The organism is Aeromonas oralensis (assembly GCF_049665575.1).
In the GTDB taxonomy this organism is placed as follows: domain Bacteria; phylum Pseudomonadota; class Gammaproteobacteria; order Enterobacterales; family Aeromonadaceae; genus Aeromonas; species Aeromonas hydrophila.
The window spans coordinates 2,197,163-2,209,732 of the sequence record NZ_CP187186.1 but is presented as its reverse complement, the minus strand read 5'-3'; the positions used below and the strand labels follow the sequence as shown (position 1 = coordinate 2,209,732).

Genomic DNA, 12,570 nt, shown 5'->3' with positions numbered 1-12,570 from the left:
CACAAATGCGGGGCGGGCTGTATCGGCTATCGGCCAGGGCGGGAGGGATCGCTTGAATTTCAAACCGATGCCCGTACGGGCACCGGTCTGGACGCAGGCAAGGCTGACGAGACCTGCCAGCTTGGTCAGATTGGGGGCTTATTCGCCCGGCAGTTCGACCAGAGAAACCACCTTGACGCCGGCGGCAGTCAGGCGGGCATCACCACCGAGGGATGGCAGGGAGATGATGAAGGCGGCATCAACCACTTCACCGCCAGCGCGGCGAATGAGTTTGACGGTCGCATCGACGGTGCCGCCGGTGGCCAGCAGATCGTCCACGACCAGCACCTTGTCACCGGGCACGATGGCGTCGGTGTGCAGTTGCAGGGTGTCGGTGCCGTATTCGAGGGCATAGGACTCTTCGATGACGGCGCGGGGCAGCTTGCCCGGCTTGCGAACCGGCACGAAGCCCAGACCCATGGCGTAGGCAACCGGCGCGCCGAAGATGAAGCCACGCGCTTCGGTACCGACAATCTTGGTGATCCCTTGATCACGATAGTGATTGGCCAGCAGATCGATGGTGGCCTTGAAGGCGTCGGCATTCTCGATCAGGCTGGTGATGTCGCGAAACAGGATGCCCGGCTTCGGATAGTCGGGAATGGTCTTGATGCTCGCTTCGATAAATTTCAGGGTTTCCGGATTCATGGTTTGACCGTTTGTTTTTCGACGCAGATGGTCGTTTCTCTCAGCTTCCCGCCAGCGGGAAATAAAAAGGCCCGTCACGCAAAAATGACAGGCCGACTCCATAGCATTATTGCCGCAATAGCTTAGGGACTTCACTTCTCCATTGCAACTGGCTCCAGCACCGGCAGACGCATTAACCAGGTGAGCAGGATCACCATTATGGCAATGAGCAGCAGCCTGACCCACAGCAGGGGAACCACCGCCAGCGACACCGAGAAGGAGAGCAGAATGAAGAGGATGGCACGCCGCCGCGCATGGCGGCGAATGCCGCGATACTGCTGCCAGTCTGCAATGGGCGGTCCGAACCAGGGATGGGCCAGCAACCAGCGGTGAAAACGAGGGGACGAGCGGGCAAACAGGGCCGCCGCCAGCAGCATGAAGGGCGTGGTCGGCAACAGGGGCAACACGATGCCGATGATGCCGGTAACGAATGCCAGCCAGCCCAACCCCATCAAACACCAACGTTTCATCGCAGCCCCTCTTGCATGCCCTTGCGTCATCCTAACAGGATCCGCCCCCATGTTGACAACGATTCCCATTATCATGACAACTGATACCCCGGATCACGGGGCTTGCGCACCAATCATGGCCTTAACCTGCCCATTCCTATGGCGTGACGGCTGACAACCTGCCCCGTTACCACTACAATCTGCGCTCTTTTTTCTCTGTTTGCCCTTCGGAACCGGTTATGCGCGTTATTTTGGCCCCCATGCAGGGGGTGCTGGATCACTTGATGCGGGAGGTGCTCACCTCCGTCAACGATTACGACCTCTGCGTCAGCGAATTCATCCGGGTGGTCGATCAGCTGCTGCCGGCCAAGGTGTTCTATCGCCTCTGCCCCGAGCTCAAACAGGACGGCAAGACCCGGGCCGGCACCCCGGTGCGGGTACAACTGCTGGGCCAACACTCAGAATGGCTGGCCGAAAACGCGCTGCGAGCCATCGAACTCGGCTCCCCTGGCGTCGATCTCAACTTCGGCTGCCCTGCCCCCACGGTCAACAAGAGCAAGGGGGCGCCGTGCTGCTCAAAGAGCCCGACACCATCTATCGCATCGTCAAAGCGGTGCGCGAGGCGGTGCCTGCCCATCTGCCGGTGAGTGCCAAGATCCGCCTCGGCTACGATGACAAAGAGCTCTATCTGGAGAACGCCCAGGCAGTGCATCAAGGCGGCGCCAACGAGCTGGCCGTGCACGCCCGCACCAAGCGCGAAGGCTACAAGGCGCCGGCTCACTGGGAGTATGTGGACGCCATTCGCCGAGCCCTGCCCATTCCCGTCACCGCCAACGGCGAGATCTGGGATCATGCGGATGCCCTCGCCTGCGCCCAAGTCTCCGGCTGCGATACCCTGATGGTGGGGCGCGGCGCCATCTCCCTGCCCAATCTGGCCAACGTGATGAAGACCGGCTGTGCCCACATGAGCTGGGCCGAGGTGCTGCAGCTGATGGTGAGCTACACCGAGCAGGATTTGGCAAGCGAGAAGGCGGACTACTACCCGAGCCGGATCAAGCAGTGGTTCAGCTATCTCAAGCGGGAGTATCCCGAGGCGGATCGGCTGTTTGGGGAAATCCGGGTACTCAAGGAGATCCATCCCATCCGGGATGCCTTGCTGCAGGCGTCGAAAACTGTGATCTAACCGTCCTTTACTTGACGCATATCATCTTGATAATCCTGTCGCTTCCCTATACTGCCCCAGATTCGTAATTCGTCTGTTGGGGGCTAGTGTGTGTGAAATGACGCAAGCTCAGTTGGCCGTGTGGCGTGATCGCCTGCTGACTGACTGGGCGCAAGTAAGAGAAGAGCTGATCGGTCAGCTCAAAGCCTGTCGGCGTGACGAGTGGGCAGAGAAGGTGGATCACTGCGAGCGGGATCAACTGGTTGATCTGACCAGCCGCCTCGATTTGCCCAAGGTAGAGCAGAGCGTGGCTCGCCTCAAGCGTATCGATGCCGCCCTCTGTCAGATGGATCTGGGCCTCTATGGCCTCTGTTCCGACTGCGAGGAGCCGCTGGCCATCGAACAGCTGGAACAGGACCCGACCCTGCAACGCTGCCCGCGCTGCGAAGCCCGCTATCGCAAGGGATTCCACGCCCACGAACTCTGAGGGATGCACGTCCGTGCATCCTCTCCTGCGGGCTGGTCAGCCCGACATTTCTATTCAATAATCAACAACAACCACGCTGAACAGGGATATCTCCGTGTACAGAGTCTTGTTGTTATGGTGTTTGTGCTGCTCCGCCTGGGCGCAAGAATCGTTACTGGTGGGCTGGTCAAGCTGGCACCCGTTCAGCTTTCGCGACGAACAGCAGCAACTACAGGGGCTGGATATCGACCTGCTGGAAGCCATCTTCAACCGGGCTGGGTTTCACGCCAACTATAGCGAGATGCCCTGGGCCCGCGTGCTGCGCGAGCTGGAGTTCGGCACCATTCAACTGACCATGTCCGCCAACCAGACCGCCGAGCGCAACCTGTATGCCCGCTTTACCCTGCCCTATCGCAATGAAGAGACCGTGCTGCTTATCCGCCGTCAAGACAAGGGGCGCTGGCAGGAGATAACCCAGCTCCCCGACTTGCTCTCCCGGCCGGACTTCACCATCGGCCTGCTGCGTGATTTTGATTACGGCACCGATTTTCGCACCTTCATGCAGTCACCCCAGATGCAGCAGCGACTGCTGGTCAGGCTGAAAATGGAGCCGCTGATCAAACTGCTGCTGGCCGGCCGGATCCAGGGAGTTGTCATGGACCCCATGGGATTGCAGCAGCTCAATCTGGCCGGGATCCCCCTCGATCAGCTGACCACCCTGCTCGACATCCAGCAGACCCCGGTCCACCTGATGCTGAGTCGTCGCACCACCACGCCGCAGCAGTTGCAACGGCTTGATGAGGCGATCCGGGCCCTGCTGCAGAGTCCGGAGTACGGGCAGATCCTGGCTCGCTACCGCTATCCGCTGCAGTAACGCCGACAAAAAAAGGCCCGAGGGCCCCTTTTTTTATCTTGTGATCACTGTGCCAGCAAGTGGCCAACCAGTTCATGGCGCCAGCCCTGTAGCAGCATCGGCTTGTCGGCCCGTGCGCGCTCTTCGTCGCTCATGCGCCAGCTCCAGGTGAAGTACTGGTGAATGATCTTCTTGCTGGCCACCAGCTCGGGCGGAATGTTGTTGGCCTTGGCCTTCTCTTCCACCATCCCCTTGATACGCTTGAGTTCAGCCTTGTACTGGGGGTAGTCCACCAGCCGACGAATGGGCTCGGGCCAGCTGTCGGGAGCGCTCTGCTGGGCTGCGGCCACGATGTCGAGCATCCGTTTGCCGTGGATCTTGATCTCGATGGGGGCCAGCCCCAGCTCGTTCAGATCGCGCAGGGAGGTGGGTCTGCGCTCCGCCACCTTGAACAGGTGCAGCTCTTTGACCACGAAGTTGAGGGCCAGATCCCGGCGCACCGCCTCTTGCTGACGCCAGGCGGCCAGCTCACGCAGAATGGCCAGCTCGCGGCGCCCGAGTTGCCAGGCATTGACGATGTCGAGATAGGCCTGGCGGGGATCGCTGGTCTGGGTCTTGCGGGCGGAGTGGTTCTGGCACTCCTGCTCGAACCAGGCGAACTTGCCGCTCTCATGCAACTTGGCCATCACCTTCTCGTAGAGCGGCAGCAGATAAAACACGTCGGCTGCCGCGTACTCGAGCTGACGAGGTGTGAGCGGGCGCGCCAACCAGTCGGTGCGGGCCTGATCCTTTTCCAGCTCCACCGCGAGAAACTCGTTGACCAAGGCGCCAAAACCGACCGACACCCCGTAACCCAGGAAGGCGGCTGCCAGCTGGGTGTCGTGCATCTGGTTGGGCAGATGGCCCGCCTGATGCTGGATAAGCTCCAGATCTTCACCGGAGGCGTGCAAGATGGCGATCTGCCCTGCCCGGCCGAGTCGTTGCCAGAGGGAGGAGAGATCCAGCGTCAGCGGATCCAGCAGTGCCAGATGCTCACCGTCATAGATCTGGAACAGGCCCAGCTGGGGATAGTAGGTGCGGGTGCGAACGAATTCAGTATCGATGGCCAGGGGAACGTCGGCCAGGGAGGCGAGATACTGATCCAGTTCGGCTTGCTGTGAAATGAGTTGATAGTGCATCTGTGCCTGCGCGTTGATCAGGGCCAAAAGAAAAAACCGTGGGCTGACCCACGGTTTTGCATAACGACGGCATGCTGCTTGGCAGCGCCACGCCGGTTACTGCTTGGCAATCTCCTCGTCGCGCAGCACGCGGCGCAGGATCTTGCCCACATTGGTCTTGGGAAGTTCGTCACGAAATTCTACCAGTTTCGGTACCTTATAGGCAGTCAGATGTTTGCGGCAGTGAGCAATAATCTCGTCTTCCTGCAGCTTTGCATCTTTCTTGACCACGAAGATCTTCACCAGCTCGCCGGAGACCTTGTGCGGCACGCCGACGGCGGCCACTTCCAGCACTTTCGGGTGCAGCGCCACCACGTCTTCAATTTCGTTCGGATAGACGTTGAAGCCGGAGACCAAGATCATGTCCTTCTTGCGATCGACGATCTTGAAGAAGCCCTGCTCATCGCACACCGCGATGTCACCGGTACAGAGCCAGCCATCCTGCATCACCTCGGCGGTGGCTTCCGGCCGCTGCCAGTAACCGCTCATCACCTGCGGGCCGCGCACCTGCATCTCGCCGGGCTTGCCAAGCTCGTGGATCACCTGGCCTGCATCATCCACCAGACGAATGTCGGTGGAGCAGACCGGCAGGCCGATGGAGCCGTTGTAATCAGTCAGATCATAGGGGCAGACACTCACCAGCGGCGAACACTCGGTCAGGCCGTAGCCTTCCAGCAGCGGCGTATCGGTCAGCCCTTTCCACTGTTCTGCCACCGCCCGCTGCACCGCCATGCCGCCACCAATGGTCAGCTTCAGACGGGAGAAGTCCATCGACTGGAACTCGCCGTTGTTGACCAGCGCATTGAACAGGGTGTTGACCCCGGTGATGCAGGTAAAGGGGTACTTTCTGATCTCTTTGACAAAGCCCGGGATGTCGCGCGGGTTGCTGATCAGCAGGTTGTAGCCACCCAGGCGCATGAACAGCAGGCAGTTCACGGTCAGCGCGAAGACGTGGTAGAGCGGCAGTGCGGTGACCACGAACTCCTTGCCCCGTTCCAGCATGGGGCCATAGACGCCGAGGCACTGCTCCACGTTGGCAATCATGTTGCGGTGGGTCAGCATGGCCCCCTTGGAGAGGCCGGTGGTACCGCCGGTGTACTGCAGGAAAGCCAGATCGTCGTTGTTGATCTCGGGCTTGATGTACTGCAGATAGCGGCCTTTGGCCAGCGCCTGGCGCATGGTGCTGGCGTGGGGCAGATTGTATTTGGGTACCAGCTTCTTGACGTATTTCACCACGAAGTTGACCAGGGTGCCCTTGGCCAGGCCCAGGTTGTCGCCCATGCGGGTCAGGATCACGTGCTTGACCGGGGTGTCGTAGACCACTTTTTCCAGGGTATGGGCAAAGTTGGAGACGATGACGATGGCCTTGGCACCGGAGTCCTTGAGCTGATGTTCCAGCTCGCGCGGGGTGTAGAGCGGGTTGACGTTGACCACTATCATGCCGGCGCGAAGGATGCCGAATACCGCGATGGGGTACTGCAGCAGGTTGGGCATCATCACAGCGACCCTGTCACCCTGACTGAGCTTGAGCTCGTTTTGCAGGTAGGCGGCAAAGGCGCGGGACTGCTCTTCAAGGCGACGGTAGGTAATGGTCTGCCCCATGTTGACGAAGGCAGGCTGGTCGGCAAATTCGGTCACCGACTCTTCAAACATCTCGACCAGGGAGCTGTATTGGTCTGGATTGATCTCGGCGGGCACCCCTTCTGGATAACGCTTCAGCCAGACTTTTTCCACGAACTTCTCCTGCATAACTAGCACCTGTGCGCTCACTGTGTTGCCTCCGTCCCTGTTCACATCCATTTCAAGCAGTTGTTTTAAGCTCATACTCTAATGCCGCCCATATTTACATAGGGCAACATCAATTAACAGCAAATTAACAACGGAAAAATGTGAGGGAGAAGACAAACCTGGAATTATTGAAAGCCATCGATTCTACCGAATTTGACAAAATTTTTCGATACAAACCGCGGTCTCTGCCGAATTTTCCATATGAAAATGGTGGTTTCCCGCCAAAACGACCCGCTCTATCTGGGCAAATGCTGCATGACGCTGTTGCCACTGTGCCTGCAGGCTGGCAAAACCCTCTGCGCCGGCGATAAACAGCACCGGGCAACGGATGGCCCGGATCAGCGCCTGGGCCTGCCCTTCGCTCATGCGCATGGGGGAGAGATCTCTAAGACGAGGATCGCTGCGCCAATGCCAGCGCCCTTCACGCGCTTCCAACTGCCGCTCGCAGATGAGGCGTGCCGAACTCGGGCCAATATCGGCCACCTTGCAGCGCGCCGCCACCGCTTCATCGATGGATGCAAAGCCCTGGGAGGCTCGCTCACGGGTGCGACTGCGATTCAGGATGGCGCGGCGCAGCTGCTCCGGCACTGCCTCGTCGGGTTGGCTGAGAGGACCGAGCCCCTCCAGCAGGATGAGTCGCTCCACCTGCTCAGGGAAGACCCCGGCATAGGCGGAGGCGATCAAGGCACCGAGAGAGTGGCCAAGCAGCGTGAATGCCGTCCAGCCCGCCGCTTGGGCGATCTGGTAGAGATCGTCCAGCCAGTCGACGAAGACATAGGGCGTGCCCTTGTGATCCGAGTGACCGTGCCCCGGCAGATCGATGCAGACCAGCTTAAAGTGAGTCAGATAAGGGGCTAGGGGCACAAAGCTCGCACTGTTGTCGAGCCAGCCATGCAGCGCAACCAGCAAGGGTTTACTGGCCTGCTCACCCGGCACTGGCTGACTCTCAAGCAAGGCCACCCTGCGGCCATCGGCCAAGGTCAGGAAGCGCTCCTGCAGCACGGTCTTCACTCCCGGTCCTAGCGGCGCAGCGGCCGTCTCGGCCAGTAGGGATCATAGAAGGGGTCGTAGAAGTAGGGATCCACATAGCGCACCTCCACCTCCTTGACCGGCGGCCACAGCTTGCTGCCCGTCACCTTGAGTACCGAGAAGCGGTATTTGTGCTCGCCTATCTGGCTGTCGAGCGGCTTGTCGATGGTGCCCAGCACCGTCAGGCTGCGCCCCTTGGCATAGAGGGTCGGGTCGACAAAGCCCTGCATGATGGCCAGAAAACGGCCCGGGCTCTGTTCCGTCTGCTCCGGCACCCCGTTGGACTTGAGCGGCAAATAGACCACCTCGATGACGCTCTGATCCGCCTTGTTGTGTACCGCCGAGATGACCCCGCTCCAGCGGGCCGGTTTGCCCTCCAGGCCCGCAAGGGCCGGCTGGTAGGCCACCAGTTGGTTGGCAGGCTCATAGGCCAGCTCTTTCGGAACCGAGCTGCAGGCACCGAGCAAGAGGCCTGCGGCCCCGATCACCATTGCACGCTTCAACATGTCACGCTCCTCTGGCCGGATGAAACCGGCTGTCAACCACCCGCAATGGGGCATGTTCCCATCGGCGTGAGCGACATGGCTGCCACTCCCGCCCTTATTCGCGACCCGGCAGCTTCTTCCAGGTCACCTTGTCACGCAAATAGACCGGGGTCGCCTGCTCCACCGCCACCGCCTCGCCCGCCAGCCAGGCGCTACGCGCCAGCGGCAGCATGTCCAGCGCCGCCGGGAAACGCACCTGACTCATCGCCAGCTCATCGGCAAGGCCACTCAAAATTTCGCCATAGGTTTCAAAACCGGTACCGACGCAGGTCACCCGACCCGCTAGTTTGCCACGGGCGTCAACCAGTGCCGCGGGATCGCTCACCACCTCGTCGCCCACCAGCTGCATGCGGCCATCGATCAGCTCATAGCGGCCGAAATAGACCTCGTTCATCCGCGCATCGATGGCGGTCAGCACCTGTTCGGCGCCATCCAGACGATGGGCACCTTGCGCCATGGCGGCCAGGGTGGAGATGCCGATCAGCGGCACGCCGGCCCCGAATGCCAGGCCCTGCGCCACACCGATGCCGATGCGCACCCCGGTAAAGGAGCCGGGACCACGGCCAAAGGCGATGGCATCGAGCTCATCCAAGGTTATCCCGGCTTCGTCCAACACAGCCTGAACCATGGGCAGGATCTTGCGGGTGTGATCCCGCGGCGCCTCCTCCCAGCGGGAGGACACCTGCTCCCCCACCAGCAAGGCGGCGGAGCAGGCTTCGGTGGCGGTATCAACGGCCAGGATCTTCAACTCGTTCATGCTTTCTAATCTCTATAAAATCAGTCAATTACATAATCTGCAAGCAGACAGTGCCAGCAGTTTTTCAAAATGTCGCAAGGCTTGGCGGCCGCGCCAGCGCAAACGCGATCACCGCCCGGCGAGCGCCTGCTGCTCGAAGAAATTCCCCAGCATCGCCAGCTCCCGGGTCCGTGGAATCGCAGGCAGACTCTTGATGAAGGTAGCGCCATAGGGCTTGTTGACCATGCGGGGATCACAGATAACCAGTACTCCGTGATCACCGCGATCACGGATGAGCCGCCCTACCCCCTGTTTCAAGGCGATCACCGCCTTGGGCAGCTGGATATCGGCAAAGGGATCGCCGCCCCTGAGCTTGCAGTCATCCACTCGCGCTTTAAGCTGCGGATCATCGGGACTGGCGAACGGCAGCTTGTCGATGATAACACAGGAGAGCGCCGCCCCTCGCACGTCGATCCCCTCCCAGAAGCTGCTGGTCGCCACCAGCACGGCGCGGCCATTCTCGACAAACTCCTTGAGCAGCCGCTGCTTGTTGTCCTCCCCCTGCAGCAGGACGGTACGGCCGATCTCCCGGCGCAGCACCTCGGCCACCTGGCGCATCACCTGATGGCTGGTACAGAGAAAGAAACAGCCCCCCGGCGTCTTGTTGATGAGCGGGATCATCAGATTGGCCAGCTGCTCGCCGCGGCCAAAGGCATTGGGCTCAGGCAGAAAGCGTGGCACGCAGAGCCGCGCCTGCTCGCCGTAGTCGAACGGGCTGTCGAGAATAAGCTCGGCGCTACCGGCCAGCCCCAGCTCGGCTTTGAAGTGATCAAAGCGCATGTCCACCGTCAGGGTGGCCGAGGTAAACACCCACGCCACTTCGGGGCGCAGCACCTCGGCGCCAAAGCGCTCGGCCACCGACAGCGGGGTCAGGTTGAGGGTAAAGTGCAGCCGCGAGCAGTCATACCAGTAGGAGAAGCCGGTCTGGTTGATGGCCAATACCTCCCCCAAGCGGGTGCGCAGCTCGCTGATCCGCTCGAAACAGTGGTCAAGCTGCTCGCCGCGCCCCAGCGCCAGTTTCAGCACTTCATAACAGAGTCCGAGGGCATCGTTGAGGCGGGCCAGCGCCTGGCCCCAGAGTGGCTGGCGCAGCATGTCACGGGTATTGCCGCGCCCACCGTCCAGCCCGAAGGCGAGCCGCAGATCCTGACTGGCGATGGCGAGCCGGTCGGCCGCCTTGCCGAGCTGGGCCATGTCATGGGCTTCGGCCCGATAGGCGAGCTGGATATCTTGCGCCAGATCCAGAATGGTGCGGCTGCCCACCGATTTGCCGAAGTAGTTGGTGGCGATCTCGGGCAGCTGATGCGCTTCGTCAAACACGTAGACCTGCGCTTCGGGCACCAGCTCGCCAAATCCGGTGTCTTTGACCGCCATGTCGGCGAAGAAGAGGTGGTGGTTGATCACCACCACCTGGGCATCCATGGCCCGGCGGCGAGCCACCACCAGATGGCAGTCGTCGTAATAGGGGCAGTCGCGACCGAGGCAATTTTCATTGGTGCTGGTGACGTGCGCGAGGATCTCGGCGTTCTCCTGCAGCCCCGGAATATCCCCCACGTCGCCGTTGTCGGTGGCGGTGGACCAGGACTTCACCTTGACCAGATCATTGAGCACTTCCGGCTTTTGCAGGTGGGATTCGCTGAGCAGCCGGTTCATCCGCTCGATGCACAGATAGTTGCTGCGCCCCTTGAGCAGGGCCACCGGCGGGGTATAGGAGAGCGCCCCCGTGATGGTGGGGAGATCCCGGTAGAAAAGTTGCTCCTGCAGGTTCTTGGAGCCGGTGCTGATCACCACCCGTTTGCCGGATTCCAGCGCCGGCACCAGGTAGGCGTAGGTTTTGCCGGTACCGGTGCCCGCCTCCACCAGCAAGCGACCATGCTCCTTGATGGCACGTGCCACCGCCTCGGCCATCTCCAGTTGCGGGGCACGGGCTTTGAAGCCGTCGATATGGCTGGCCAGAGGGCCGTCTGGCTTGAACAGGGTCTGGATGGTCAAAAGGGTGTCCCGCAGCAAAAGGGGGCATTATGCCAAAAGAGTGGTAAAAGCGGGACTGATTCTGCGCCTAGACGAAGAGATCGATCTGGTGATCGGGATCCGGCTTGTGATCGTCCTCTTCAGGTGCCGACTGATCACGCTTGGCCGATGGATAAGGCTGCTGGCGCTGCTGGGAGTCACCATTGTCGGTGCTGGTCTTGCGCAGCTGATGCTTCTGGCTGATCTGGGTCACTTCCCGCTTGATGTCGTCACTGCTCGGGGCGGCCGGCGCCCGGGGCAGAATGGGGAATAACAGGTCCTGACTGGGCATGATGTCGCCTCCTCTGGCTCACCTTGTCTAGTTATCGACCAGAAAACCGTTTTCTCAACTTTAATCGACCAAATCACATTTTCAGGTTGCTTTTTCCGTCAAGGCAGGTAGTTTAAATCGGGCGTCAACTACGACATCTTATTTGTAAAGGATTGATTACATGCAGTTCACCAGCCTGAAGACTCATCACCACCACCATCATCCCGAATAGTCTTTCAGGAGGTTGACTGCTGGAAGACACTTAACTGGTGACTTCCAAAAGGACCGCAAGATTCATAAGCCCTCGGAAGCACCCACTTCCGAGGGTTTTTTCGTTTTTGACTAGAAGGAAATCGAGCAATGGAAACACAACGTCTGCGTATCGCCATGCAAAAATCCGGTCGTCTGAGCCAGGACTCCCAGGCCCTGTTCAAGAGCTGTGGCCTCAAGATCAACCTGCGCGAGCAGCGCCTTATCGCCCATGTCGAGAACATGCCCATCGATATCTTGCGGGTGCGTGATGACGACATCCCGGGGCTGGTAATGGAAGGGGTGGTCGACCTTGGTATCATCGGCGAGAACGTGCTGGAAGAGGTGCAGCTCATTCGCGCCTCCCAGGGTCAGCCCTTTGCGGTCAAGACCCTCAAGCAGCTCGACTTCGGCGGCTGCCGCCTCTCGCTGGCAGTGCCGGAAGATGTGACCTACACAGGGCCAGCGAGCCTTGCCGGCAAACGCATCGCGACCTCCTACCCCGGGCTGCTCAAGCGCTTCTTTGACGAAAAGGGTCTTGGCTTCAAGAGCGTGATGCTGGGCGGCTCGGTGGAAGTGGCACCCCGCGCGGGTCTCGCCGATGCCATCTGCGATCTGGTCTCCACCGGTGCAACCCTGGAAGCCAATGGCCTGAAAGAAGTAGAGGTGATCTACCGCTCCAAGGCGGTGCTGGTACAGGCCCCCAACCCCTTGTCCGATGCCAAACAGAAGCTCATCGACAAATTGCTGCCCCGCATTCAGGGGATGCAGCAGGCCCGCGAGAGCAAGTACATCATGCTGCACGCCCCCAAAGACAAGCTCGATGCCATTACCGATCTGCTGCCGGGTGCCGAGCGCCCCACCATCATGCAACTGGCCGGTGACACCAATCAGGTGGCCCTGCACGTCGTCTCCAGCGAGACCCTGTTCTGGGAGACCATGGAGCAGCTCAAGGCGCTGGGTGCCAGCTCCATTCTGGTGCTGCCCATCGAAAAGATGATGGAATAAGGAA

12 protein-coding genes, 1 pseudogene and 1 other annotated feature are annotated in these 12,570 nt (G+C 60.4%); of the genes and pseudogenes, 4 read left to right on the top strand and 9 right to left on the bottom strand.

All coding sequences use genetic code 11. From position 1 onward, the window contains the following. Positions 1-138: 138 nt before the first annotated feature. Together apt and ACPDZI_RS10405 are read right to left on the bottom strand one after the other, a co-directional pair. The gene (apt, locus tag ACPDZI_RS10410) at positions 139-684 is read right to left on the bottom strand and encodes an adenine phosphoribosyltransferase (RefSeq protein WP_016350746.1); all 546 of its coding nucleotides are present in this window, start codon (positions 682-684) and stop codon (positions 139-141) included. Positions 685-815: 131 nt separating this feature from the next. Continuing rightward, the gene (locus ACPDZI_RS10405; RefSeq protein ID WP_011706066.1) at positions 816-1,193 is read right to left on the bottom strand and encodes a YbaN family protein; all 378 of its coding nucleotides are present in this window, start codon (positions 1,191-1,193) and stop codon (positions 816-818) included. Positions 1,194-1,411: 218 nt separating this feature from the next. Between ACPDZI_RS10405 and dusC the strand changes: the two are divergent. The 3 genes and pseudogenes from dusC to ACPDZI_RS10390 all read left to right on the top strand — a co-directional run bounded on the left by dusC (position 1,412) and on the right by ACPDZI_RS10390 (position 3,674). Beyond that, positions 1,412-2,355 (top strand): annotated as a pseudogene (gene dusC / locus ACPDZI_RS10400) (tRNA dihydrouridine(16) synthase DusC). A 97-nt stretch (positions 2,356-2,452) separates the two neighbouring features. After that, positions 2,453-2,821 (top strand): TraR/DksA family transcriptional regulator, encoded by a 369-nt coding sequence (locus ACPDZI_RS10395; protein ID WP_011706064.1) that lies wholly within the window; start codon positions 2,453-2,455, stop codon positions 2,819-2,821. 94 nt (positions 2,822-2,915) lie between these two features. Then, a complete protein-coding gene (locus ACPDZI_RS10390; RefSeq protein ID WP_336988153.1) occupies positions 2,916-3,674 on the top strand; it encodes a substrate-binding periplasmic protein in 759 nt (252 codons plus the stop codon). A gap of 44 nt (positions 3,675-3,718) precedes the next feature. Here the strand turns inward: ACPDZI_RS10390 and rnd are convergent, their stop codons facing one another. The 7 genes from rnd to ACPDZI_RS10355 form a co-directional block, all read right to left on the bottom strand. Next, on the bottom strand, positions 3,719-4,831 hold the full coding sequence (rnd, locus tag ACPDZI_RS10385) for a ribonuclease D (RefSeq protein WP_438834483.1): 1,113 nt from the start codon (positions 4,829-4,831) through the stop codon (positions 3,719-3,721). Positions 4,832-4,927: 96 nt separating this feature from the next. Continuing rightward, on the bottom strand, positions 4,928-6,604 hold the full coding sequence (gene fadD / locus ACPDZI_RS10380; RefSeq protein ID WP_187267911.1) for a long-chain-fatty-acid--CoA ligase FadD: 1,677 nt from the start codon (positions 6,602-6,604) through the stop codon (positions 4,928-4,930). A 198-nt stretch (positions 6,605-6,802) separates the two neighbouring features. Next, positions 6,803-7,669, bottom strand: coding sequence for an alpha/beta fold hydrolase (locus ACPDZI_RS10375; protein WP_411582951.1), 867 nt, complete (start codon positions 7,667-7,669; stop codon positions 6,803-6,805). 8 nt (positions 7,670-7,677) lie between these two features. After that, a complete protein-coding gene (locus ACPDZI_RS10370) occupies positions 7,678-8,193 on the bottom strand; it encodes a Slp family lipoprotein (protein ID WP_042067362.1) in 516 nt (171 codons plus the stop codon). Positions 8,194-8,287: 94 nt separating this feature from the next. Next, a complete protein-coding gene (gene tsaB, locus ACPDZI_RS10365; RefSeq protein ID WP_438834482.1) occupies positions 8,288-8,989 on the bottom strand; it encodes a tRNA (adenosine(37)-N6)-threonylcarbamoyltransferase complex dimerization subunit type 1 TsaB in 702 nt (233 codons plus the stop codon). A gap of 108 nt (positions 8,990-9,097) precedes the next feature. Then, positions 9,098-11,020, bottom strand: a complete 1,923-nt coding sequence (locus ACPDZI_RS10360; protein ID WP_429043055.1) for an ATP-dependent DNA helicase — start codon at positions 11,018-11,020, stop codon at positions 9,098-9,100. A gap of 67 nt (positions 11,021-11,087) precedes the next feature. Continuing rightward, complete coding sequence (locus ACPDZI_RS10355; RefSeq protein WP_139387842.1) at positions 11,088-11,330, bottom strand: hypothetical protein; 243 nt, start codon at positions 11,328-11,330, stop codon at positions 11,088-11,090. 186 nt (positions 11,331-11,516) lie between these two features. After that, positions 11,517-11,645 (top strand) — a sequence feature (His leader region). 24 nt (positions 11,646-11,669) lie between these two features. Here ACPDZI_RS10355 and hisG point away from each other — a divergent pair. After that, on the top strand, positions 11,670-12,566 hold the full coding sequence (gene hisG / locus ACPDZI_RS10350; RefSeq protein ID WP_350236263.1) for an ATP phosphoribosyltransferase: 897 nt from the start codon (positions 11,670-11,672) through the stop codon (positions 12,564-12,566). Positions 12,567-12,570: the final 4 nt, after the last annotated feature.

Bases quoted from the DNA above. Each gene is read 5' to 3' on its own strand.
- ACPDZI_RS10395 (WP_011706064.1), top strand. From the start codon at position 2,453: ATGACGCAAGCTCAGTTGGCCGTGTGGCGTGATCGCCTGCTGACTGAC.
- hisG (WP_350236263.1), top strand. From the start codon at position 11,670: ATGGAAACACAACGTCTGCGTATCGCCATGCAAAAATCCGGTCGTCTG.
- ACPDZI_RS10370 (WP_042067362.1), bottom strand. From the start codon at position 8,193: ATGTTGAAGCGTGCAATGGTGATCGGGGCCGCAGGCCTCTTGCTCGGT.
- ACPDZI_RS10405 (WP_011706066.1), bottom strand. From the start codon at position 1,193: ATGAAACGTTGGTGTTTGATGGGGTTGGGCTGGCTGGCATTCGTTACC.
- ACPDZI_RS10355 (WP_139387842.1), bottom strand. From the start codon at position 11,330: ATGCCCAGTCAGGACCTGTTATTCCCCATTCTGCCCCGGGCGCCGGCC.
- apt (WP_016350746.1), bottom strand. From the start codon at position 684: ATGAATCCGGAAACCCTGAAATTTATCGAAGCGAGCATCAAGACCATT.
- rnd (WP_438834483.1), bottom strand. From the start codon at position 4,831: ATGCACTATCAACTCATTTCACAGCAAGCCGAACTGGATCAGTATCTC.
- tsaB (WP_438834482.1), bottom strand. From the start codon at position 8,989: ATGAACGAGTTGAAGATCCTGGCCGTTGATACCGCCACCGAAGCCTGC.